Annotated in this window: 23 protein-coding genes and 2 pseudogenes; 4 read left to right on the top strand and 21 right to left on the bottom strand. The window is 70.8% G+C overall.

Annotated features, from left to right (window positions below):
* Positions 1 to 40 precede the first annotated feature (40 nt).
* The gene (locus AC0680_RS12125) at positions 41 to 1225 is read right to left on the bottom strand and encodes a zinc-dependent alcohol dehydrogenase (protein ID WP_478627260.1); all 1185 of its coding nucleotides are present in this window, start codon (positions 1223 to 1225) and stop codon (positions 41 to 43) included.
* A 412-nt stretch (positions 1226 to 1637) separates the two neighbouring features.
* The gene (locus AC0680_RS12120) at positions 1638 to 2168 is read right to left on the bottom strand and encodes a hypothetical protein (protein WP_478627258.1); all 531 of its coding nucleotides are present in this window, start codon (positions 2166 to 2168) and stop codon (positions 1638 to 1640) included.
* A 366-nt stretch (positions 2169 to 2534) separates the two neighbouring features.
* Here AC0680_RS12120 and AC0680_RS12115 point away from each other — a divergent pair, with 366 nt between their 5' ends.
* Entirely contained in the window at positions 2535 to 3095 is a 561-nt protein-coding gene (locus tag AC0680_RS12115) for a hemerythrin domain-containing protein (protein ID WP_478627255.1), read from the top strand.
* A gap of 186 nt (positions 3096 to 3281) precedes the next feature.
* Entirely contained in the window at positions 3282 to 4238 is a 957-nt protein-coding gene (locus AC0680_RS12110) for a TIGR03557 family F420-dependent LLM class oxidoreductase (RefSeq protein ID WP_478627253.1), read from the top strand.
* A gap of 36 nt (positions 4239 to 4274) precedes the next feature.
* On the opposite strand, the gene AC0680_RS12105 is transcribed toward AC0680_RS12110, so the two are convergent.
* From AC0680_RS12105 to AC0680_RS12080, 6 genes and pseudogenes are all read right to left on the bottom strand, one after another.
* The gene (locus tag AC0680_RS12105; protein ID WP_478627250.1) at positions 4275 to 5159 is read right to left on the bottom strand and encodes a Rieske (2Fe-2S) protein; all 885 of its coding nucleotides are present in this window, start codon (positions 5157 to 5159) and stop codon (positions 4275 to 4277) included.
* A gap of 227 nt (positions 5160 to 5386) precedes the next feature.
* Entirely contained in the window at positions 5387 to 6229 is an 843-nt protein-coding gene (locus tag AC0680_RS12100) for an alpha/beta fold hydrolase (RefSeq protein WP_478627248.1), read from the bottom strand.
* 74 nt (positions 6230 to 6303) lie between these two features.
* A complete protein-coding gene (locus tag AC0680_RS12095) occupies positions 6304 to 6909 on the bottom strand; it encodes a lipoprotein (RefSeq protein ID WP_478627246.1) in 606 nt (201 codons plus the stop codon).
* Between the two features lie 141 nt (positions 6910 to 7050).
* The gene (locus tag AC0680_RS12090) at positions 7051 to 8256 is read right to left on the bottom strand and encodes an AI-2E family transporter (protein ID WP_478627244.1); all 1206 of its coding nucleotides are present in this window, start codon (positions 8254 to 8256) and stop codon (positions 7051 to 7053) included.
* A gap of 212 nt (positions 8257 to 8468) precedes the next feature.
* Positions 8469 to 8720 carry a hypothetical protein gene (locus AC0680_RS12085; RefSeq protein WP_478627243.1) on the bottom strand — a complete coding sequence of 84 codons (252 nt, stop codon included), beginning with the start codon at positions 8718 to 8720 and terminating at the stop codon, positions 8469 to 8471.
* A 300-nt stretch (positions 8721 to 9020) separates the two neighbouring features.
* A pseudogene (locus AC0680_RS12080) lies at positions 9021 to 9876 on the bottom strand (LysR family transcriptional regulator).
* Positions 9877 to 9958: 82 nt separating this feature from the next.
* Here AC0680_RS12080 and AC0680_RS12075 point away from each other — a divergent pair.
* Positions 9959 to 10885, top strand: coding sequence for an MBL fold metallo-hydrolase (locus tag AC0680_RS12075; RefSeq protein WP_478627240.1), 927 nt, complete (start codon positions 9959 to 9961; stop codon positions 10883 to 10885).
* Between the two features lie 193 nt (positions 10886 to 11078).
* Here AC0680_RS12075 and AC0680_RS12070 read toward each other — a convergent pair whose 3' ends face one another.
* The 13 genes and pseudogenes from AC0680_RS12070 to AC0680_RS12010 all read right to left on the bottom strand — a co-directional run bounded on the left by AC0680_RS12070 (position 11079) and on the right by AC0680_RS12010 (position 18781).
* Positions 11079 to 11249 (bottom strand): hydrophobic protein, encoded by a 171-nt coding sequence (locus AC0680_RS12070; RefSeq protein WP_360944446.1) that lies wholly within the window; start codon positions 11247 to 11249, stop codon positions 11079 to 11081.
* Positions 11250 to 11332: 83 nt separating this feature from the next.
* Complete coding sequence (locus AC0680_RS12065; RefSeq protein ID WP_478627238.1) at positions 11333 to 11653, bottom strand: gas vesicle protein K; 321 nt, start codon at positions 11651 to 11653, stop codon at positions 11333 to 11335.
* A gap of 60 nt (positions 11654 to 11713) precedes the next feature.
* Positions 11714 to 11912, bottom strand: a pseudogene (gvpJ, locus tag AC0680_RS12060) (gas vesicle protein GvpJ); the annotation flags it as partial.
* Positions 11909 to 12697: a GvpL/GvpF family gas vesicle protein gene (locus tag AC0680_RS12055; RefSeq protein ID WP_478627235.1), complete on the bottom strand. Its 789-nt coding sequence runs from the start codon at positions 12695 to 12697 to the stop codon at positions 11909 to 11911. The gene AC0680_RS12055 and the pseudogene gvpJ, both read right to left, overlap by 4 nt.
* Positions 12694 to 13056: a gas vesicle protein gene (locus AC0680_RS12050; protein WP_478627233.1), complete on the bottom strand. Its 363-nt coding sequence runs from the start codon at positions 13054 to 13056 to the stop codon at positions 12694 to 12696. Before AC0680_RS12050 ends, AC0680_RS12055 begins: the two co-directional genes overlap by 4 nt.
* Before the next feature lie 47 nt (positions 13057 to 13103).
* Positions 13104 to 13358, bottom strand: coding sequence for a gas vesicle protein GvpG (locus AC0680_RS12045; RefSeq protein ID WP_478627230.1), 255 nt, complete (start codon positions 13356 to 13358; stop codon positions 13104 to 13106).
* Positions 13359 to 13435: 77 nt separating this feature from the next.
* Positions 13436 to 14149, bottom strand: coding sequence for a GvpL/GvpF family gas vesicle protein (locus AC0680_RS12040; RefSeq protein WP_478627227.1), 714 nt, complete (start codon positions 14147 to 14149; stop codon positions 13436 to 13438).
* Positions 14150 to 14153: 4 nt separating this feature from the next.
* Entirely contained in the window at positions 14154 to 14597 is a 444-nt protein-coding gene (locus AC0680_RS12035; RefSeq protein ID WP_478627659.1) for a gas vesicle structural protein GvpA, read from the bottom strand.
* A gap of 74 nt (positions 14598 to 14671) precedes the next feature.
* A complete protein-coding gene (locus tag AC0680_RS12030; protein ID WP_478627226.1) occupies positions 14672 to 15028 on the bottom strand; it encodes a gas vesicle protein GvpO in 357 nt (118 codons plus the stop codon).
* Between the two features lie 181 nt (positions 15029 to 15209).
* On the bottom strand, positions 15210 to 15605 hold the full coding sequence (locus AC0680_RS12025; RefSeq protein ID WP_478627223.1) for a VOC family protein: 396 nt from the start codon (positions 15603 to 15605) through the stop codon (positions 15210 to 15212).
* 188 nt (positions 15606 to 15793) lie between these two features.
* Positions 15794 to 17065, bottom strand: coding sequence for an MFS transporter (locus tag AC0680_RS12020; protein ID WP_478627220.1), 1272 nt, complete (start codon positions 17063 to 17065; stop codon positions 15794 to 15796).
* A gap of 121 nt (positions 17066 to 17186) precedes the next feature.
* Positions 17187 to 17927, bottom strand: coding sequence for a DUF6333 family protein (locus AC0680_RS12015; RefSeq protein WP_478627218.1), 741 nt, complete (start codon positions 17925 to 17927; stop codon positions 17187 to 17189).
* A 62-nt stretch (positions 17928 to 17989) separates the two neighbouring features.
* On the bottom strand, positions 17990 to 18781 hold the full coding sequence (locus AC0680_RS12010) for an alpha/beta fold hydrolase (protein ID WP_478627216.1): 792 nt from the start codon (positions 18779 to 18781) through the stop codon (positions 17990 to 17992).
* 230 nt (positions 18782 to 19011) lie between these two features.
* Here AC0680_RS12010 and AC0680_RS12005 point away from each other — a divergent pair, with 230 nt between their 5' ends.
* On the top strand, positions 19012 to 20298 hold the full coding sequence (locus tag AC0680_RS12005) for an NAD(P)/FAD-dependent oxidoreductase (protein ID WP_478627215.1): 1287 nt from the start codon (positions 19012 to 19014) through the stop codon (positions 20296 to 20298).
* Positions 20299 to 20536: the final 238 nt, after the last annotated feature.

Below are 20536 nucleotides of genomic sequence, written 5' to 3'. Positions count from 1 at the left end.
ACCCGCGCGCCCGGGTGGCTCGCGGCGGCAACCCGTGTGATCACGGCAGCAACAGGGTTTTGATCATGCCGTCTTCCTTGGCCTGGAACGTCTTGTAGGCCTGCGGTCCGTCCTCCAGCGGCAACTGGTGCGTGGCGAAGCCCTCGACACCGAGCGGGTCCTCGTCGGTGAGGAGCGGGAGGATGTCGTCCACCCAGCGCCGGACATTGGCCTGCCCCATCCGCAGCTGGACCTGCTTGTCGAACATCGTCAGCAGCGGAAGCGGGTCCATCGCGCCCCCGTACACGCCGACCACGGAGATCGTCCCGCCCCGGCGGACCACGTCGACGGCGGCATGGAAGGCAACCATCCGGTCCACCCCGGCGCGTGTCATGAGCTTCTCCGCGAGCGCATCCGGGAGCAGCCCGACGAGCTGCTGTGCGGCCTTCGCCACGGGCGCCCCGTGGGCCTCCATGCCGACCGCCTCGATGACCGCGTCCGCGCCGCGCCCGTCGGTGAGCCGGCGGACCTCGTCACCGAGGTCCCGGCCGAGCTCGTCCACGTTCAGGGTGTGTACGCCGCGTGCCCGGGCGCGGGCCAGCCGCTCGGGCACCAGGTCCACTCCGATCACCTGGCGGGCCCCGCGACGCAGGGCGATCCGGGCGGCCATGTCACCGATCGGGCCCAGTCCGAGCACCACGATGCGGGCGTCGGGCGGCGGGTCCGCGTAGGCGACCGCCTGCCAGGCGGTGGGCAGGACATCGGAGAGGTAGACGAACCGTTCGTCCGGGGGACCGGGCGGGACCTTGATGGGCAAGGTGTTGCCGAAGGGCACCCGTAGATACTCCGCCTGCCCTCCCGGCACCTGGCCGTAGAGCTTGGTGTAGCCGAACAGCGCCCCGCCCATGCCGTGCTCCTCGACCTGGGTGGTCTCGCACTGCGAATGCAGGCCTCGGTCGCACATCCAGCACGAGCCGCAGGAGACGTTGAACGGCACCACCACCCGGTCACCGGGGGCGAGCGCGGTGACCTCGGATCCCACCTCTTCGACGACTCCCATCGGCTCATGGCCAAGGATGTCGCCGGGTTCCAGGAACGGCCCGAGCACCTCATAGAGGTGGAGGTCGGACCCGCAGATGCCGGTGGACGTGATCTTGATCAGCGCGTCGGTCGGATCGATGATCTTCGGGTCGGGGACCGTGTCGATCCGTACGTCCCGCTTGCCGTGCCATGTCAGTGCCCGCACTTCGTCCTCCTTGGCCGTACCCGTCGGCGAAGGCCGGTTCGTGCCGGACGCTCGGTGCGTCTGCGTGCCGTGTCGTCCGGCCCGGAATTCGCCTCCGGGCGATCGGTGTCCCTCGGCAGGCGGCCACGGCGACCACCTGACGACCACCACGCCGGTCGCCGGACGCGCTCCGGACGGGAATGAGGATCGCTCGTGGACGCGGCGGGACACGGAGTGCGCGACGCGGAGAGCCGCTCCGCCCAGTCTCCGGCCGGGCCTGCCATGCCGCAAACGCCCGTCGGACCACCTCGGCGGCGCGCTTCGGTGCCGCCGGTGACGGAGCGCGCGAGGCAACCGTCCGGGCGCTCCCCTTTACGTCGACGGCGCGGCCGCCCCGTCGCGGGTTCTCCGGATGCCGACCTGTCCGACGCGCCTAGACACGGTCGGCGTCGAGCTGGTCGCCCTGCAGGTGCCGTACGAGCGCGGCACGGTGCAGATCCGCGACCGGAGCGAGGAGATCCGGATGGCGCAGCAGTGCCGTCGCCCGGCGGTCGCGTTCGTCGGGCCGGGTCAGCCGGCGGAAGTCGAGGCTCACCCCGGCGGCGTGCTCACCCCTCGCCAGGGCCGCCACCGCCTCCTCGGCGAGTTCGGGCGTGGTGAGCAGGCACGCGGCCCAGCTCGCCACGACCTCGTCGACCCAGCTCCGCCACGGCTCCTCGGGAGCCTCGGACCCGGCCGTGTCGGCTCCGGTGATCCAGTCCAGCCGGGCCGAGCCCCCGGGGCCGAGGAGGGCGACCACGGCGACATCCGCCGCCGTCGGGTAGCGCAGCCATGCCGAGACCGTGGCCGCCTGGCGGGCCTGGGCCTCCGCGAGGGCAGCGTCGACGGCGCCGCCGGTCACGGGGTAAGAGCGCAGCAACCACTGCACGGTGGAGGCTATGACCGGCGAGATATCGGTGGACAAACGGCGTCCCTTCTCTGGCGCGCCACGGAAGATCCGCAAGTTCGTGGATCTCACGGGCGCCTCGGAGTCGGCCCCGAGATCCCGGGCACTGAGCACTGGGCAGCGTAGAGGCCAGGGCTATCGGGCGAAATGGCGCAGCTCACGCATAGCATCGAAAGATGCTCATTTACCTCTGCGCTCCCGGCCCGGATGCCGTTCCCGGGGCATCCGGCGTGCCCCGACATGCCACAGCACGGGTGACGCTGCGGAGCCAACCAGAGCCAAGGCTCGCCTCCCCCCGTTAGCAGTCGCCGTGCCCGGGAACACGTGGTGAACGCCCGGCACGCGCTGCGCGGGCGGTCCGGTCCAACGCTTCAGGAGGTGCCCATGGCGCATGGCGGAAACATCATCGAGGAACTGACCACGGACCATCGCGAGGTCGAGGACCTCTTCGGGCGGATCGAGGCCCTGCCCAGCGGCCACCAGGACCGCAAGCGCCTCATCGACGAGGTCACCATTGAGCTCGTACGGCACTCCGTCGCGGAGGAGCAGTACCTGTACCCGGCGGTACGCGAGCACGTGGCCAACGGCGATGCGATGGCCGACAGGGAGCTCAAGGACCACGGGGAGGTGGAGAAGATCCTCAAGAGGCTCGAAGGCTGCTCCGCCGACGACCCGCAGCTGGACCAGCTGTTCATGACCCTCAAGGATTCGGTCGGCCGCCATGTGCAGGACGAGGAGAGCAACCTCTTCCCCCAGCTGAGCATGGCCTGCTCGGACGAGGCCCTGGACACTCTCGGCGACAAGATCCGTATGGCGAAGAAGATGGCTCCCACCCGTCCGCACCCCGCCGCCCCCGTCACACCGCCGGCGAACAAGATCCTCGCGCCGGGGGCCGGGCTGGTGGACCGGGTCCGGGACTTCGTCACGGGCCGGGGGAAGTCCTGATCAGCCACGTCGCACAAGGCCGGCGGCCATGGTGCGCCCCGGCCGAGGCCGCGTCGACAGGCGGTTTGCGGCGCTGACGCAGGGTGCGGACCGCGCTCTCGTCGCCGCTGCCGCAAGGTGCGCGGCGGCACGCGTCTCCGTACGGTCGGAGGTGCCCGGCAGGCCCGACACACCCGCGGAGGAGCAATGGCTGAGTACGGGTACTTCCTGGCCTGCGAAGAGCACGGCCCGGCGGCGCTGGTGGAACAGGCGCGGATGGCCGAACAGGCCGGCTTCACCTCACTGTGGATCTCCGACCACTTTCATCCCTGGCACGACGCGCAGGGCCAGAGTCCCTTCGTCTGGTCGGTGATCGGCGCGCTGTCCCAGGTGACGTCGCTCCCGGTCGAGACCGCCGTGACGTGCCCGACGATGCGCCTGCACCCCGCGGTCACCGCTCAGGCGGCTGCGACAGCAGCGGTGCAGACGAACGGGAGGTTCCGGCTCGGAGTGGGTTCCGGCGAAGCCCTCAACGAGCACATCCTCGGCGATCGATGGCCACCGGCCGCTGTCCGTCTGGAGATGCTGGAAGAGGCCGTACAGGTCATGCGCAGCCTCTTCACAGGCGAGGAGGTGAGCCACCACGGGAAGTACTACACGGTCGAGAACGCGCGCCTCTACACGGTTCCCGAGGAGCCGGTGCCCATCGACGTCTCCGGGTTCGGGCCGGCCGCGACCGAAGTGGCCGGCCGAATCGGGGACGGATTCGTCACGATGGCCCCCGACGCCGATGCCGTGGAGCGGTTCCGGCGCGGCGGTGGTGCGACGAAACCCGCCATGGGCGGATTGAAGGTGTGCTGGTCGCAGGACCGAGAAGCGGCAGTGAAGACCGCCCATCGCCTCTGGGCCAACGAACAACTGCCGGGAGAGCTGCCCCAGGTCCTGCCCACGCCGCGCCACTTCGAGCAGGCCAATGAGTTGGTCACTCGCGAGAGGGTGGCTCAGAACGTGCCCTGCGGACCTGACGCCGAGGCATACGTGAAGGCGATCACCGCATACGTCGAGGCGGGCTTCGACGCCGTCTACATCAGCCAGATCGGCCCCGACCAGCGCGGATTCTTCGATTTCTATCGCTCCGAAGTGCTGCCTCGGCTTCCCGGCTGAGCGACACCGCAGCGGGTGCGGGGGTTCCTCCCCGTATCAGCCCGCCCCCGGCAGCCGCACCTGGACGGTTCCGCTCCCGTCGAGACGCACCAGGAACGAGGGCTGTGGAGCCGTCGCGGGCCCGCGGACGTTCGCGCCGTCGGCGAGCCTGAAGACGCTGCCGTGCCAGGGGCACTCCACACAACCGTCGGTCACCTCGCCGCTCGACAAGGGCCCCGACAGATGGCTGCAGCGGTCGGCCAGTACGTGGATCCGTCCGCCCGCTTCGTGGACGACGAGCACCGGTACCTCGCCCAGCTGTCGGCGCACCGCCTGGCCGACCGGGAAATCCTGCACGCTTCCCACGGACTGCCACTCGTCCCCCAGCAGACGGGGCACGGGCTCCGCCTTGTTCGGGCCGGCGGCCTGCCGGAAGGCGAGGTGGCCACCGAGCATTCCTCCGGCACCCGCCGCGCACAGCCCCGCCAGGCCCAACGCCTTGCCCCACACCGTACGGCCCCGCCCGCGTTGCACCCACGACCCCGTGTACAGGCCGACAGCCACCGCGATCGACACGGCGTGCACCAAGCCGGTACGCATCTGGTCCTCGTGCTGTTCGGCCCAGTCCACCCAGCCCGCCAGCGCGGCCGGAGCGGCGGCGAGGACGCCCACTCCCACCAGCAGCCGGGAGCCGCGGCCGGTACCGGGCACGGCATCCAACACCGCGGAGGACAGCCATGCCCCGATGGGAACCTGCACCAACACCGGATGCAGCGGGTGACCGATGGGCAGCCCGTGCAGCACATCGCGAGCACTTCCCAGCGGCAGACGTTGCACCACCCGCTGCACGGGGGCGATGACGGCGTCCAGCTTCTCCAGACGGCCGAGCGCATCGAGCGCGCGCAGGAACGAATCCTCGGTACGCGCGACGAAGTCCTTCATCTGATGCCCACTCAGGCCCCGCGAAGAACCACCGTGGGAACCGGCCGACACTCGCATCCTCGTCCTCCTGCCGTCGCCATCGACTCCAGGAAGGTGATGCCCCCTGCGACTTGTGCCGGGCGCCTGATCACCCGTCCGGCCGCCGGCCCTGACGCGAGCGGCTCACGCGGTGCCCGGCAGCCGGCCCCGGCGTCGCGACCGAGCGGGCGGGTGCGAGGGCGGCATCTTCAGGATGCGGGGTCCCTGATGACGGTGTTCCCGATGAAGTCGAGCAGCTCCCGGTTGATTTCGTCGGCGTGGGTGATGAAGAGGCCGTGCCCCGCTCCGGGGTACTCCTTGTAGATGTTGTCCGGCACCAGCTTCGCCAGCCGCCGCCCGGTGAGATCGATCAGAGCGGAGGCGTCCGCGTCCCCATGGATGATCAAGGTCGGCACCTGGAGCGCGCCGGCCTCCTGGCGCAGGTCGGTGCAGAACCCCGTCCTGATCACCTCGACGGCCGCCTTGGCGGAGCAGTCGAGGCACTTCTGCACCGTCCACGCCATGAGCTCGGCGGAGATCTTGTTGCCCAGGTGCGTCGCGAAGAACGCCTGCCCGTTCTGGGCCATCCACCGCGGGCGGTCCTTGGTCCGGTCCGCCTGCACGGCATCGAAGATGTTCGGGTCGATCCCCTCCGGGTTGTCGGGCGCCCGGACCATCAACGGCGCGGTCGCCGCGATCAGCGCCACCCGGCTCACCCGGTCGTATCCGTGCCGGGAGAGGTAGCGGATCACCTCCCCACCACCCATCGAGTGCGCCACCAAGGTCACGTCGCGCAGGTCGAGATGTTCGAGCAGCGCCGCGAGGTCGTCGGCGAGGGTGTCGTAGTCGAAGCCGTGGCCGACCCAGTCCGAGCGGCCGTGCCCCCGCTTGTCGAAGGCCACGCACCGCAGGCCCTGTTCGGACAGCGGGAGCATCTGGAACTCCCATGAGCTGCTCCCGAGCCAGGCCCCGGTCACGAACACCACCGGCCTGCCCTGCCCCCAGTCGGTGTAGAACAGGCTGGTCCCGCCGGACCCTTCGAAGTACGGCATGAGTGAACCCTTCCCAGGTGATGAGGTGTCGTGCGGTGCGGCCACCCTCGTCCAGGAGGGCGCGGCGGCGCCGCTCAGGAGGTCAGGCCGAGGGACTTCTTGGCCAGCTCGAACGCCGGGAGCATGGCCTTGTGCTCGGCGGCGTTGAGCCCTCCGAGATGGATGACCACGCCACCGTGCCTGGTCATCACGGCCAGCGCGCGTTCGGGCCTGACCTCGCCGGCGGACAGGTCGGTGACGGTGTAGCCGGCTTCGGTGGCGGACAGGCCACCGGCCTTGGACTCACGGAACTTGACGTTGCTCTCGAAGTGCTCGGCGGCGACGAACTGCTTCATCAGGGCGCGGGGTGTGCCGCCGGGCGCGGCGGCGCCCTTGGTGCCGGACCACACGGTGAGGAAGCCGATGTGCCCGGTGGGCCTGGCGTCGAGTTCGCAGGCGGGTGTGAGCGGCCCCTGGTGGCCGAGCGGGCCCATCCGGTCCACCGTCGCCCGCGTGATGGCCTCTGCCTTCCAGGACTTCGCGAGGGTGAAGTGCACCGGCAGTTCGCACGCCGTGCCCTTGTCGCCCAGCTTCTTCTCGGCGACCTTCTTCTTCTCGTCCCCGCCCCAGCCGAACGAGCAGCCGCTGAGCACGCTCATCGCGACCAACGCCCCCACCACGGCCTGCGATGCCTTGCGCATTCCGAAATCCCCCACCCTCGAGCATGAAGTTTTGAAAAATCGCCGCAGCCTATACGACACGTTTGATCTCGAACCAGAGCTTTTCCGAGGGCGCAGGGGTGCGGTGCGCGCCGACCGGCGGGAAGGGGAACACCGGAGGCGTCAGGCTGGTGAACGGCCGTCCGGGGCGCGGAGGGCCTGGATCACGGACCAGGCGACCGAGACCATGGGCACGGCCACGACAGCGCCGATGACTCCTGCGACGATGCTGCCGGCGATGACGCAGATGGCGACGACCACCGGATGGAGCCGCACCGCCCAGCTCAACACGAGCGGGTGCAGCACATGGCCTTCGAGCTGGCCGATGACGACGATGAGTGACAGCACGACCAGGGCGACCAGCGGGCCCCGCCCCGCCAGAGCCACCATGGTGGCCACCGCCAGTGCGATGGGCGAGCCGACCAGCGGGACGAAGGCGGCGACGAACTCCAGCAGGGCCAGTGGCAGGGCCAACGGCACCCGCAGTACGAACAGTGCGAGTCCGACGAGCAGGGCGTTGGTGCCGGCCACGATGATGATGCCGCGGGTGTAGCCGGCGAAGGTGTGCCACGCCGCCCGCCCGGCGCCGCGCCACCGGAGACGGGCGGCCTCCGGCACCTGGGCACAGGTCCACAGCCACAGCCGTTCGCCCGAGTGGATGAAGAAGACCGAGCAGAACAGCGCCAGCACACCTCCGGTGACCAGCTCGATGGCCCGGCTGGCCCCGCTGAGCGCGCCGCTGATCAGCGTGGAGCGGTGCGAGGCCAGGAAGGAGGCGGTCTTTCCCTGCAGGTCCGCCAGCGCGGAGTGGCTGACGTGGAACGGGGGGCCTTCGAGCCATTGCTTGATCCGGTCGATTCCCCCGCCCAGTTCCCCCGCGAGCCGGTCCCATTCCCCCGCCACCGCGTGGCCCACCAGCGCCAGCAGTGCCAGTAGCGCCACGATGCTGCCCAGCACGGACACCACCACTGCCAAGGCTCGGGGAAGTCGGCGGGACAGCAGGTCGACCAGGGGTCGCAGGACCGAGGTGATCACCAAGGCGAGGAACACCGCGACCGCGACGAGCTGGAAGCGGCCCAGCACCGTGAACGCCGCGTACACCACCACCCCGACCGCCAGCAGCCGCCAGGCATACGCGGCGGCAATGCGCAGCCCGGAGGGGACCGAAGCGCCCTCGGCGCGCGCCCGGACGCCAGATGCGGCGGACATCGACCGGGCCCGCCCCACCGCTCCCGCCGGCCGGCTGCCCAGCACCACATGCCGTGGACGGCCGTGTCCCGTTCCCCGGCGGTTGGGCCGCTGGGCGGGGCGGCCATACCTGTTGCTCACCTGGGCACTTCCTCCCGCGTCCCAGTGCGGTTCGCGCTGCTGGAGAGACGCCCGCCTCGGGCAGATCGATGTGCGGTATCAAATGATCATTTATCCCGGAAGGGTCGGAGGGAAACAACCGCCATCCGTGGGCGGTGCCGGGACTCGCCCACGGGCGTGGCCGGCCGCAGAACCGCTCCTGCGGACAGCGGGCGCCGGCCCGGCGCGGCGCGTCAGCCGGCCCGTACGAAGCTGAGCAGCACCCCGGTGCCGAGCCACGGCTCGACCGAACAGCACTTCCAGCCCTCGCGCTCAATGGCCCGGATCGTCTCGTCGACTCCGCGGTCCGCCCTCCTGACAGCCCGCTTTCCGTACACCGGCCGATTGAGGTAGAGCTGCACCGTGTGCGTCACGTCGCCCGCCTGCCTCGCCCTGCGGGCCTCGCGGGCCATGCCCCACAGGTCTCGCCGCTTCATGCTCGTCATCGGGTACCTCCGTGTCGTCCGGCCGGGCCGGACCCCGTGCCGGGTCTTCCCATCCGGCGTGATCGGAAGACCGCGCGCACCACCGCGTTCCGGCCGGGCAGGTCGATGGCGACCAGGACCTGACACCCGTACGGCACGGCGACACCCGCGGTTCCCGCGCTGGCTCACCAACGTGACGGACGCCGCTGGAATCACGATGAAATTCCGGTGATCCGTGATGACACGGGGGCCTGGACGGCTGGCATCGGGGGGGCGGAGGCGCTGCCCGTGGCGGTACTCGGCCCGGACGCGGGTAGGCGGTCAGCCGCGGTAGGCGGCCGTCGCGACCCGGACGAAGGAGCGGACCAGCGGGTTCGCATCGCCCTCGTTCACCGCCACCACCACACGGCTCGGAGCCATGTCGGCCAGCGGCACCGCCGCGAGCTGGGGCAGGTCGTGCCCGAGCGGGGCGAGGCCGACCGTGCCGTTCCAGAGCACGGCCTGCACGCACTCCTGGACGGCGCGCACCACCGGTCCCTCGCGGGGCTCGCCGCCGTGCCAGTACGCCTGCCAGATCGGGTCGGTGCCGTCCGGAAACCGGAACCAGCGCCGGTCGGCCAGGTCGGCGAGGACCAGGCGGTCGCGACGGGCCAGCGGATCATCGGCGCGCAGGACGGCGCCCACCGGGTCGGCGCGCAGTTCGTACACCTTCAGGCCGGTCTCGTCGAACGGCGCGCGGGTCAGGGCGAGGTCGACCAGACCGGCCCGCAGCCCGCAGCCCGCAGGTCGGGTCGGTCAGGTCGGTCTCGCGGATACGGATCTCGACGCCCGGATGCCGCCGACGGTACGCGGCGGCCAGCCGTGCGGCTCCCCGGCCGCCGCCGTCGCCCAGCATGCCGACGGTGAGGGTCGCGGCACCGGCCGCGGCGGCCACGCGAACGCGCACCCGCTCGGCCCGGTCGAGCAGGGCGCGTGCCTCATCGAGCAGCGTCGCCCCGGCGGGGGTGAGCGTGACGCCCGCGGCGGAGCGGTGCAGCAGGGGCGAACCGAGGTCGCTCTCCAGTTGTTTGACGGCCCGGCTCAGTGGTGGCTGGCTCATGTGAAGCCGGGCGGCGGCCCGGCCGAAGTGGAGTTCCTCGGCGACGGCCACGAAATAGCGCAGCGTGCGTAGCTCCATGACCAGTGACGATATCCGTACGGTATCGGCGGTGCCGAGTCGGTCTTGGACGACTCGGGAACCGCGGCGGTGGAATCGAGGCATGACGGACGAACCGATGCCCGACCTCGCCGTGCGGGTCTGTGACGCCCAGGAGATCGCCCCCGACCTGCTGGTGATCCCGAACCACCGAGTCCAACTGGTGCCCAACATCGGCGTCGTCGCCGGCACACGGGCCGTGCTCGTCGTCGATACCGGCATCGGCACCGCCAACGCCGAGGAGGTGCTCGCCTTCGCCTCCGAGGTGGCGGCCGGCCGCCGGCTGTATCTGACGTCGACCCACTTCCACCCTGAGCACGCCTTCGGCGCCCACGTGTTCGCCGACCGGGCCACGTACCTGGTCAACCGCGCTCAGGCGGACGACCTGACGACGAAGGGGCCGGGATATCTGGAGATGTTCCGGGGCTTCGGCGGGGCGATCGCCCGGCGTCTCGACGGCGTCCCGGTGCCGACGCCCGATGTGGTCTACGACGACGGGTACGACCTGGACCTCGGCGGCCGGACCGTACGACTGCGGCCCACCGGCCGGGGCCACACGAAGGGCGACCAGGTGGTCGAAGTGCCGGACGCCGGTGTCCTGTTCACCGGCGACCTGGCGGAGACCGGCCAGTTCGCCATCTTTCCGTGGTTCCCGCCGTACGACACGGACGTCTCAGGAGTGCGCTGGCTGGCGGTGATGGACCGGCTGGCCGCCGCCCGCCCCCGGGTGGTGGTGCCCGGCCACGGCGCGCTCGGCGGGCCGCGGGTGCTCGACGACGTCCGCGCCTATCTGCGCGAGCTGCGGGACGAGACCTGGCGGCGGCGCGACTCCGCGATGGGCGAGGGCGAGATCGTGGCCGAGGTCCGGGCGCTGCTGATCGAGCGGCACCCAGAGTGGGCCGGCCGGGAGTGGATCGAACGGGGCGTCGGCTGTCTGTGCGCCGAGCCCGCCGCACACAGCGAGGCTGAGCAGGCAAGCCGCCAGCCGTGAGGCGCATTAGGGCACTTACTGACAGTAACTGCCAACACCCGCCAACATCGTGGTGGCGCTCGCCGCGGTGGGCGGCAGCGGAGGCACCGCGGTCGGCTTCGGCCTCTTCGGCGTTCTGTCGATCATCAGACTCCGCTCGGGGGCTGGGAGCGGGCGGCGGCCGACCTGGTCCGGACGGCCGCGCGCCCGACGGCTACCAGCGGTACCAGCGGGCGCGGCCGCCACCGGCCCCGGTCGACCGCATCAGGAAGCCGAGCAGCCAGAAGACGAGCACGACGACGGCGGCGATCCACAACGCCTTGAGTGCGAAGCCGGCCCCGAACAGCAGCAGCGCGAGCAGCAGGACGAGTAGCAGGGGTGCCATGGGTTCCTCCTGTCATGGATGGGGTGAAATGTCCGGTCCCCTTTAGGGGTGGGTTGAGAGGGGTTCGTCGAAGCCCCGGCGGTTCAGGGGGAGTTCCGCGGGAGCAGGGAGCCGAGTGGCCCGAGGTCGAGATTGAGGTCGGCCATCGTGAAGCCGTAGCGCTCACACAGTTCCGACATCCGGTCGTGGAGGATCATCAGCGTCATACCGACCCGCTCCTCCTGGTGCTCCGTCAGATCGCCCTGGTCCGCACGGTGGAGTGCGGTGCGTTCCATGAGCTGCCGCAGCAGCTCGACGATCGTCAGCACGAGTCTGATCAGATCGCGTTCGACCGTCTCCGGGTCGCTCTCCAGCCGCTGGGCGAGGGTCGCGGGCGCCGTCGGCCAGGTGGGGTCCTGCCTCATAAGGGAACGCCTCCTGAAGGGATTCCTCCTGCCAAGGGAGTGCCTCCTGTTGCGTGATCGAGTGGATGACGGCACGGAGGCTGATCCGCACGAGGTCCACGTCGGCGACGGACAGGACCAGGTCCCCGGTGAGGACCGCACCGCCGTTGAGGAGCCGGTCGAGGAGATCGATCAGGGCGATCCGCGGACCGGCCACTCCGACGGGCCCGCCCGGTCCGGACGAGCCTCCGGCGGGCGCCGCGACCTCACCGGCCGTCATGCCGTCCCGCTTTGCGCCGGCCGGGTCGCGAAGGAGTACGGCGCCCACGGGCCGGTGATCTCGACCCGTACGCCGGCGTCGCCACCGGACAGACCGGCCAGTGCCTGGTGGAACTCCCGCACGCGGGTGCGGGGCACGAGATACGCCTCGTTGGCGACGTTCTCGCCCGGGCCGGAGACCAGTTCGCCCTGCTGGGGGCGGTGGGCGACCATGCCCCGCGTCAGCGGTGCCACCGTGTCCCGGACCGCGCCGGCCACGACTCCCGCCGCGCGGTACGCCTCGTCCCGCCGGCGATGTTGGTCCCGGCGCCGGCGCAGGTAGGCGCGGCCCGAGCCGGCCGACGGCGCGGCGGGGGCGGCTTCGGCGTGCGCGCGGACCGGGTCCGCGTACACCTTCACTCCGAGCTCGGCATGGCCGTGGAGCCAGGACAGCAACTCATCGAGATCCGGGGCGTGTTCGGACAACATCGCGTGTACCCGGGCGTCGTCCAGGTACACCGTCGCCAGCCGCATCGGCAACACCGTCGTCCGGGCGTGCGCCGCCTCCACGACCTCGTGGTGGGTGCGGGCCAGCGCCTCCAGCTCCGCCAGGTCCGCCATCCGCTCGGTGAGTCCGTCCGTACCGAAGTCGTCGGCCGGGACGGAGGACACCACAGCCGTCAGCCCGGAACCGGCGACGGTCCGCAGGGGGGCGCCGCGCAGCCCGGTCAGTGCGGCGGCCACCGCGTCGAGGTCGCCGCCGCCCCGTCCGACCGCGTAGACATAGCTGTGCCACGGTCCGTTCACCGGTTCTCCTCCCTTTGCGGTTGCTGCTGCCGGCCGGCTTCCGGGGCTGCTTCCCCTCCGGCCGCCGGCTGCTCCTCCCCGGCGGAGAGGGGCCGGGCCGCGGGCCCGCGGGCCCCGGAGGAGAGCGAGGGATCGTGCTCCCACCAGTCGATGCCCATCTCCTTGGCCTTGTCCACGGAGGCGACGAGCAACCGGATCTTGATGGTCAGCAGCTCGATGTCGAGCAGGTTGATCTGGATGTCGCCGGCGATGACCACGCCCTTGTCGAGGACGCGTTCCAGGATGTCGGCGAGGTTGGCGGAGGAGCCGGGCCCGGCCCCCGGCCGGCCGTACGGGGGCGGCGCGGGGGAGGTCCTCATGGGCGCGGCGGTTCCCCCCGGCCCGGTCGGCGGGTCGGACATGCGGTTCAGCCTCCTCGTGATTGGCGTCGGCGGGCCTGGAGCCACTCCAGCCGGTCCAGCAGTTCGTCCTCGCGGGCGTCGAACTCCTCCGGCCCGATCCGCCGGTCCACCAACTGCCGTTCTAGTTCGGCCAGTTGCTCGTACACCGGCTCCGGGTCGCAGAACTCGTGCTCCGCGGTGAGCAGTACCTGGTCGAGGACCCGGACGGCGCCCCTGAGCGGGGCGATCGGCAGGGTCAGCAGGTGGGTGAGCAGCCCCATCGAGAAAAACCTCCCGCCCGATCGGTCTCCCGGTGCCGAGGGCGCGGCCCGGGTGCGGTCGGACGAACCGGGTGCGGTCAGACGAAGCTGTACGGCGGCAGCGGGCCGTAGAGCCGGAAGGCGTACGGGTGGCCGCGCTGTTGCGCCTCCGTGCGGACCGCCTGAGAGAAGGCGGCTGCCTGCTCCCGCGCCACCAGGAACGAGGTGGCGAGGAAGTAGTGCTTGGTGGGTTCCCCGTCCGCGATGCGTACCGCGGCCGGTGCGAGCCGGGCCAGGATGTCCGTGCGGGCGCGGTCCTGGCGGGCCCGGACCTCGTGTGAGATCAGCTCGCCGAGCACCAGTTTGTCGTCGTACGGCCCGGAGTGGTGCCGGGTACGGTCGTTCAGCCGGCGCACTTCGGGGGAGTCCCGCACGATCTCCCGCAGCAGGTCCTCCTCGTCCCGCGCCACCTTGAGGTGGTACTCCCGGCACCCGGCCAGCTCACCGAGCCGCTGGGTGTAGGTGTCGTGCTGCTCCTCCAGCACGGCGGCGACCTGCTCGTCGTCCGGCCCGACCAGCCCGAAGCGCATCGGCAGACAGCTGCCGTCGGCCAGCAGGTGTTCCTGGACGTCCTGGTGGGCCGCCACGTCCCGGCGCTTGGCGCGCAGCTCCGCCGGGGCGTCGCTGACCACCGCGCACAGGTCCACGGTCCGCACGGTGCGCAGCGGCGCCGCGGGGTTGCCGACCCCGGCGACGCCGGACAGTCGCAGCGGATGGCCGGCGTCGGTGATGGCGTAGACGTACGTCGTCATGGGCTCACCCCTCCCGGCGTGCGCTGCGGCGGTCGGCGGTCGACGATGCCTTGGGCGACGGGCGCTTCGCGGTTTCCTCGGATTCGCCGTGGCCCTTGCGGAGGGATTCGCCGACCGCCTCGACGGCGCCCGCCAGCGCGCCCTTCGACTTTCCCTTGGCGCCGCTCTCGGTCGCCTCGCCGACGAGATCGGTGAGCTGTTCCGGTGCCTTGCGGCCGGATTCGAGATCCAGCCGGTTGCACGCCTCCGCGAAACGCAGATAGGTGTCCACGCTCGCGACCACGACGCGTATGTCGATCTTGAGTATTTCGATGCCGACGAGTGAGACCCGCACAAAGGCATCGATGACCAGCCCGCGGTCGAGAATGAGCTCCAGGACGTCGTAGAGAGTGCCCGAGCCGATGCCGCCGACCGGTGGTGCCTGGGTCTGTTGCTGAATGGCAGTCACGGTCTTGTATGTCCCTTCCAGTTGACTGGAGCGGGCCATGCACTTGGGGGAATTCGCGCTGCGGGGCTGTGGCCCTAACGGTCGACCTGGCCCCGCCCGTAGCGGCGCGTGCGCTCGTATTCCATGAGATAGCCCTGCTCGTCGAGGCGGACGCGGTAGGACGCCATCACACTCGCGGTGTCCGGCACCCTTTCGAGTTCCACCACTTCCACGTCCGCCAGCCAGCCGGTACCGGCGGCCTTCAGCGCGGACACCGAGCCGGGTGGGCAGTTGAGCATTTCAGCGAGCTGCCCCGCGGCGAGGCGCATTGCCGCGGGGGCGGCGATCCGGTCCAGCCGGCCGTTCACCGCTTCCGTTTCGGTCGGCGCGAGCCTTTCCGCACCCGCCGCGCCCGCTTCCACCCTTTCCACGGTGCTTTCCTCGGTCGTCATGATCCCGCCTGTCGTGCCTCATAGAGGCCATCTGCCGAAGTCGGTTCCGTCGAACGGCTGTCAGGCCGTTTCGGGTCGATGAAAGAGCGGGTGCCCCGCGAACGTCGTACGTATGCGCGAGCGGGGAATTTCCAAGGCACCTCGGCGCCCGCGGCCGGCTCGCGCGACCTCGTCACCTCGCTCATGTGATTCCGTGTCCCTCGCGGGCAGCCAGCACGAAGGGGTGTCCGGCGGGGTCCGCATAGCGCCGGATATCGAACCGGCCGCCGTTGTCCCGCGTCTGCAGGGGACGTGCCCCGAGTTCGATCGCCTCGCGCTCCGCCTGGTCCATGGTGTCCTCGGAGACCAGGAAGTGGAGGTGTGCCTGCTGTGAGGTCTCCGGTCGAGGCCAGCTCGGCGGCGCGGCGCCGTGGTCCCGTCGAACGACGATGCGGACGCCCGCGGCCTCGACGATTTCGATGTAGTCCGGATGGCTGCCGATGCGCGAAGTACCTCCGAGGAAACGGGCGTAGAACTCGGCGAGCTCCTCAGGTTCAGCAGCGTCCAGTACCAGGGTGCTGTATTTGGCAACGGCCATAGGGAGCCTCCTTGAGAGCAGGTCTGTGTCCACCGATGTACCTCGTCTACCCGAAGGCCGCCCCGTGAGGCAGCTACGCGTGGAACCGGTCCCGACTCTCACAGGGTTTCTCCGAAGACGTCCCCGGGCCGAAGGCCGGGTCCAGGGCCGGTCCGGCGGGTCCCGCCTGAGGGAACACGCCTGATCGGTCACCCCGTTGCGGGCTCCGGCGTCAGCGCACGCACCGGGCGCGTCTCCGGCAGCAGTGCGAAGCAGCCCAGACTGAGCAGCGCGATCCCCGTCAGATACGCGGCGACGCCCCAGGGCACCGGGCCGCCCCGCTCGGCGAGCGCCGTCGCCGCGATCGGCGTCAGCGCCCCGCCGAGGACCCCACCGAGGTTGTAGCCGACCGCGGCCCCCGTGCAGCGCACCCGCGGCTCGTACAGCTCCGGCAGATACGCGGCGATCACGGCGAACATCGTGATGAACGACAGCATCGACCCCAGGAAGCCGAGGAACATCAACAGCGGCGCCCCCGTGGCGAGCAGCGCGACCATCGGGAACATCCACAGGGCGGAGGCCGCGCATCCCACCAGGCACAGCGGCCGCCGGCCGAAGCGGTCACCCAGCAGCGCCGCCAGCGGTGTCAAGGAACCCTTCACCACCACCGCGGCCATGATGCAGGTCAGCATGGCGGTCCGGCTCACGCCCAGTCGTTCCGTCGCATAGGCGAGAGACCAGGTCGTCACGGCGTAGAAGATCGCGTAACCCACCGCGAGCGCGCCGGCGGTCAGCAGGACGAGCCGCCAGTGGTCGCGCACGACCTTGGCGAGCGGCAAGCGCACATGGTCCTCGATTTCGCGGAAACGCGGACTCTCGGTGACCGACGACCGCAGCCACAGCCCCGCCACGGCCAGCAGCCCGGCCGCCCAGAAGGGCACGCGCCACCCCCAGGACGCGAACTGCGCGTCGGACAGCGTCGCCGACAGCGCCAGCATCACGCCGTTGGCGAGCACGAACCCCAGTGACGGCCCGACCTGCGGAACGCTCGTCCACAGCGCGCGCCGTTCGGCGGGCGCGTGCTCCGCGGTCAGCAGCACGGCCCCGCCCCACTCCCCGCCGAGCCCGAGCCCCTGCAGGAACCGCAGGACGAGCAGCAGTACGGGAGCGGTCACCCCGATCGTGTCGTACGTCGGCACGCAGCCGACCGCGACCGTGGAGGCGCCGGTGAGGAGCAATGACGCGATGAGAACCGGACGTCTGCCGTGCCGGTCCCCGATGTGTCCGAACAGCACCGAGCCGAGTGGCCGGGCGACGAAGCCCACGCCGAAGGTTCCGAAGGCGGCCAGCGTGCCGGCGACCGATGAGAACGTGGGGAAGAACAGCGGTCCCAGGACCAGCGCCGCAGCGGTCCCGTAGACGAAGAAGTCGTAGAACTCGATGGCCGTCCCGGCGAGCGAGGCGGTCGCGAGCCGCAGCATGGAGGGCGCCCTTACTGTGCGTACGTCGTGCATGCCACGACAACTACCCACGGTGACCAACGGTTACGCGGGCGCGGGGACGCGTCGGGTCAGTACGTCACGTCGCCACCTGGTGCGTCCACTAGCGCGTCCACGTCCACATCTCCTCCATCATCGCGGTGTGGTCCTCGGTGTGGCGGACGCGGAAGACGGACATCTCAAGCCCTGTTCGCCATCTGCGGCCACAGCGTTCAAGGACCAGTCCGCCCAGCATCCCCCAGTTGGTGACGTGGGGTTCCTCGTCCAAGCAGAGGAACTCGCGGTCCTCATCGGTCAGATCGGCCAGGTCGATGCCGAGAGCGTTCAGGACGGTCCGGGGATCCCCGTCGACGTCCCACGGGTCTTCGTATGCGGGGAACCCGGAGGCGAAGAGCGTCAGACCGTCGGGAAGACAGATCACGTCCTCCGTGTGCGTCTCGCCGAAGTCGGGCGCGGCGGAGCCCACGATCAGGGCGCTGGGGTGGCGCTCGTGGAGGGCCGTGACCTGCTCCAGAACCGGAGTCATGCCGGCGTCGTAAGTGGCAAGGGCCGGATCGGATATGCGGGTCACGGCGCCCCAGCAGCCAATCGTGATCAGATCCAGGTCCGAGAGCGTCTCCGCATGCAGAACCTCGGACGCAGGCAGGGCAGGAAGCTCTTCCAGCACCGCGTCGACCGTAGGGAAGGCTTCGGCGAACGCGCGTGCCCGCGAGCGGTCGTGCGGCGGCAACTCGTCGGTGCTGTCGGGCCGCGGCGGGTCCAGGAGGGTGATGAGGTATTCGTCGGAGTTCGCACTGCGGACGGCCGTCTCGGGCGGACACGTCCAGAAAGAGATGTCGCTCATGACAGGCACCGTAGCGACGAGGACCGACAACGGAGCGAGCCCTGGCTTCGACTGCGGGTCTGCTACCGCTTGTCCGCGATGGTGGTGAGGAAGTCCAGGACGAGCGGGCCGGCGGTGCCGCGGAACTCCTCGAAGTAGGCGTGCCGGGCCTCGGGGATCAGGTGCGGCCGGGCGCCGGGGATGCGGTCGGCGAGCAGGATCGCGTTGGCGGTGGGGTTGAGCAGGTCGTCGCTTCCGTGCACGACCAGTGTGGGTGCGCTGATGTCCGGCAGCAGGTCCCAGGCGTTGTGCCGGTTGCTGGCCGCGAGGTGGTGGCGCCGGGCGTGGGCGGGCATGCCGGGATCGCCGAGAGTGTGGTGCGGGCCGGGATGCGAGGCGAGCCAGCGGGGGGTGTACATCAGCTCCAGCAGGTTCTGTCGCGCGACTGCGGGGTCAGGGTGGGCCAGAGCCTGGCGTACGTCGTTGCCGCGTTCGACGCCGTGCGGGCTGCCGGGTGAGGTGCAGCCGAGGACCAGGGCGCGCACGCGGTGCGGATGGCGGGCCGCGAGCTGCTGGGCCACGCGTCCGCCCATGGACGTGCCGTAGACGTCGGCCCGCTCGATGCCGAGTTCGTCGAGGACGGCGATGGTGTCTTGGGCGAACAGCTCCGTGCTGTAGGGGCGGTCGGGCTTGTCGCTGGCACCGGTGCCGCGGTAGTCGAGGGTGAGGGTGCTGCGGGCGGGGTGGAAGTCGGCTCGGACCGCGTCCCACCAGTGGTGGTTGTTGGCCTGGCCGGCCAGCAGGACCAGCGGCGCTCCCTGGCCTTGGAGCTGGTAGGCGATGCGGATCCCGTCCGGCGTCGTCGCGTGCGTCATCGGCTTCCTCGCTCCCGTGTCGGCGGGCAGAGTACCGCGTGAGTCGCCGTGGCCATTGACCAGTTGGGACAGGAGGCGTGCGTGCTCTGGCTCCAGCGTGTACATGACGGCAGGATCTGTGGTGGGTGGGACTCGATCCGCGACTCTTGACGCATGGTCATGCGCCTGACAGGAGCGGCGCCGCACCATTCCCACGAACGGCACCACACTCCGAAGGGGGCGATCAGCGCATGACCAGGCCTGAGAGCGCGGGATACGACTACGACGTCGTCATCAGCGGAGCCAGTCTCGCCGGCAGCACCGCGGCGATCCTGCTCGCTCGACGAGGTGCCCGCGTCGCACTGCTGGAACGACGCTCGGACCCCGCGGCGTACAAGGTGCTGTGCACCCACTCCCTCATGGCCAGCGCCTACCCGGTGCTGGACGAACTCGGTCTCGTCCCCGCTCTCGAGAAGGCCGGAGCCGTCCGCAACCACGCCCGCTGGTACACCCGCTGGGGATGGATCGAGCCGAGGGCCGCATCGGCGGGCCCCGAGCTGCCGTACGGGTACAACATTCGGCGCAGCACCCTCGACCCGTTGATCAGGTCCCATGCGGCCGAGACCCCCGGCGTCGACCTGCTGCTCGGTCACCAGGTGACCGGGCTGGTCCGGGAAGCCGGGCGAACCATGGGGGTGCGCGCGTCGACACCGCGGGGCGAGCGCGAGATCCGGGCCCGCCTGGTGGTCGGCGCCGATGGCAAGGACTCGGCAGTGGCGAAGTCCGCCGGGCTGCCTGCCCGGCTGTACGAGAACGCGCGGTTCGGGTATCTCGCGCACTTCCGCAACCTCCCGCTGCACGGCGGGATCGCCCATGCCTGGTTCCTCGAGCCCGACATGGCGTACGCGTTTCCCAACGACGACGGGGTGACGGTCCTCGCCGTACTCCCGGACAAGAAGCGGCTGCCGGCCTTCCGGGAAGACCTGGAGGGCAGCTTCCTCGAGTTCGTCCGCGCCCTGCCCGAGGCACCGCCCATCGACTCCGCCGAGCGCATCACGAAGATCACCGGCACGGTGAACTACCCGCTTCACAGCCGTAGGCCGACGGCGCCGGGCGTGGCGTTGATCGGTGACGCCGCCCTGACCGGCGATCCCCTGTGGGGAGTGGGATGCGGGTGGGCCCTGCAGTCCGCGCAATGGTTGGCTGAGGCGGTCGCCCCGGCCGCGACCGGTCGGGGCGACCTCGACAGGTCGCTCGCGGTGTACGCACGCCGGCACCGGCGCCGGCTGAGCGGTCACCAGTACCTGGCCGCCGACTACGCCAAGGCCCGCCCGTTCAACCCCTTGGAACGGCTGATGTATGCGGCGGCAGCGCGCGATGAGTCGGTGGCGCGGCACATGCATCTGTTCGCGGCCCGCCTGATCAGTCCGCTGCGTTTCTTGAACCCCGTGGTACTGGCCAAGGCTTCGGCCGTCAACATCAAGCATCGCGGGGCGGCGGCCGAGCCACCCGCGCACCTGTCACACACAGGGGCGTGAGCGGCGCCCCTCCCACGGGGTCCGGCCCGATGGCCGGGCGATGCGTACCTCTTCGGCCGCCGGTTCCGCGAGATGTCGGAGCCCGCCGGTGGGGCATGGGTACTCGGCCACCTGGTGGTGCGGGAGTTGCCGCGCGGGCAGGATGCGGCATGTGACGACGACGCGGACGTGTGAGGCGTGCGGTACCGAACTCCCCGCACGTGGTGGCCGGGCGCGAAACGGTACGCCCTCGGGCGGC

This window comes from Streptomyces sp. NPDC043738 (assembly GCF_056436545.1).
This window is presented reverse-complemented; position numbering and strand designations above follow the sequence as displayed.

Coding starts and splice junctions, on each gene's coding strand:
- AC0680_RS12105 (WP_478627250.1), bottom strand. CDS start 5,159: ATGAAGGACTTCGTCGCGCGTACCGAGGATTCGTTCCTGCGCGCGCTC.
- AC0680_RS12020 (WP_478627220.1), bottom strand. CDS start 17,065: ATGCTGCGGCTCGCGACCGCCTCGCTCGCCGGGACGGCCATCGAGTTC.
- AC0680_RS12075 (WP_478627240.1), top strand. CDS start 9,959: ATGACGGACGAACCGATGCCCGACCTCGCCGTGCGGGTCTGTGACGCC.
- AC0680_RS12030 (WP_478627226.1), bottom strand. CDS start 15,028: ATGACGACCGAGGAAAGCACCGTGGAAAGGGTGGAAGCGGGCGCGGCG.
- AC0680_RS12010 (WP_478627216.1), bottom strand. CDS start 18,781: ATGACGCACGCGACGACGCCGGACGGGATCCGCATCGCCTACCAGCTC.
- AC0680_RS12085 (WP_478627243.1), bottom strand. CDS start 8,720: ATGACGAGCATGAAGCGGCGAGACCTGTGGGGCATGGCCCGCGAGGCC.
- AC0680_RS12110 (WP_478627253.1), top strand. CDS start 3,282: ATGGCTGAGTACGGGTACTTCCTGGCCTGCGAAGAGCACGGCCCGGCG.
- AC0680_RS12095 (WP_478627246.1), bottom strand. CDS start 6,909: ATGCGCAAGGCATCGCAGGCCGTGGTGGGGGCGTTGGTCGCGATGAGC.
- AC0680_RS12005 (WP_478627215.1), top strand. CDS start 19,012: ATGACCAGGCCTGAGAGCGCGGGATACGACTACGACGTCGTCATCAGC.
- AC0680_RS12015 (WP_478627218.1), bottom strand. CDS start 17,927: ATGAGCGACATCTCTTTCTGGACGTGTCCGCCCGAGACGGCCGTCCGC.
- AC0680_RS12045 (WP_478627230.1), bottom strand. CDS start 13,358: ATGGGGCTGCTCACCCACCTGCTGACCCTGCCGATCGCCCCGCTCAGG.
- AC0680_RS12025 (WP_478627223.1), bottom strand. CDS start 15,605: ATGGCCGTTGCCAAATACAGCACCCTGGTACTGGACGCTGCTGAACCT.
- AC0680_RS12065 (WP_478627238.1), bottom strand. CDS start 11,653: ATGAGGCAGGACCCCACCTGGCCGACGGCGCCCGCGACCCTCGCCCAG.
- AC0680_RS12100 (WP_478627248.1), bottom strand. CDS start 6,229: ATGCCGTACTTCGAAGGGTCCGGCGGGACCAGCCTGTTCTACACCGAC.
- AC0680_RS12115 (WP_478627255.1), top strand. CDS start 2,535: ATGGCGCATGGCGGAAACATCATCGAGGAACTGACCACGGACCATCGC.
- AC0680_RS12040 (WP_478627227.1), bottom strand. CDS start 14,149: ATGACGACGTACGTCTACGCCATCACCGACGCCGGCCATCCGCTGCGA.
- AC0680_RS12050 (WP_478627233.1), bottom strand. CDS start 13,056: ATGAGGACCTCCCCCGCGCCGCCCCCGTACGGCCGGCCGGGGGCCGGG.
- AC0680_RS12070 (WP_360944446.1), bottom strand. CDS start 11,249: ATGGCACCCCTGCTACTCGTCCTGCTGCTCGCGCTGCTGCTGTTCGGG.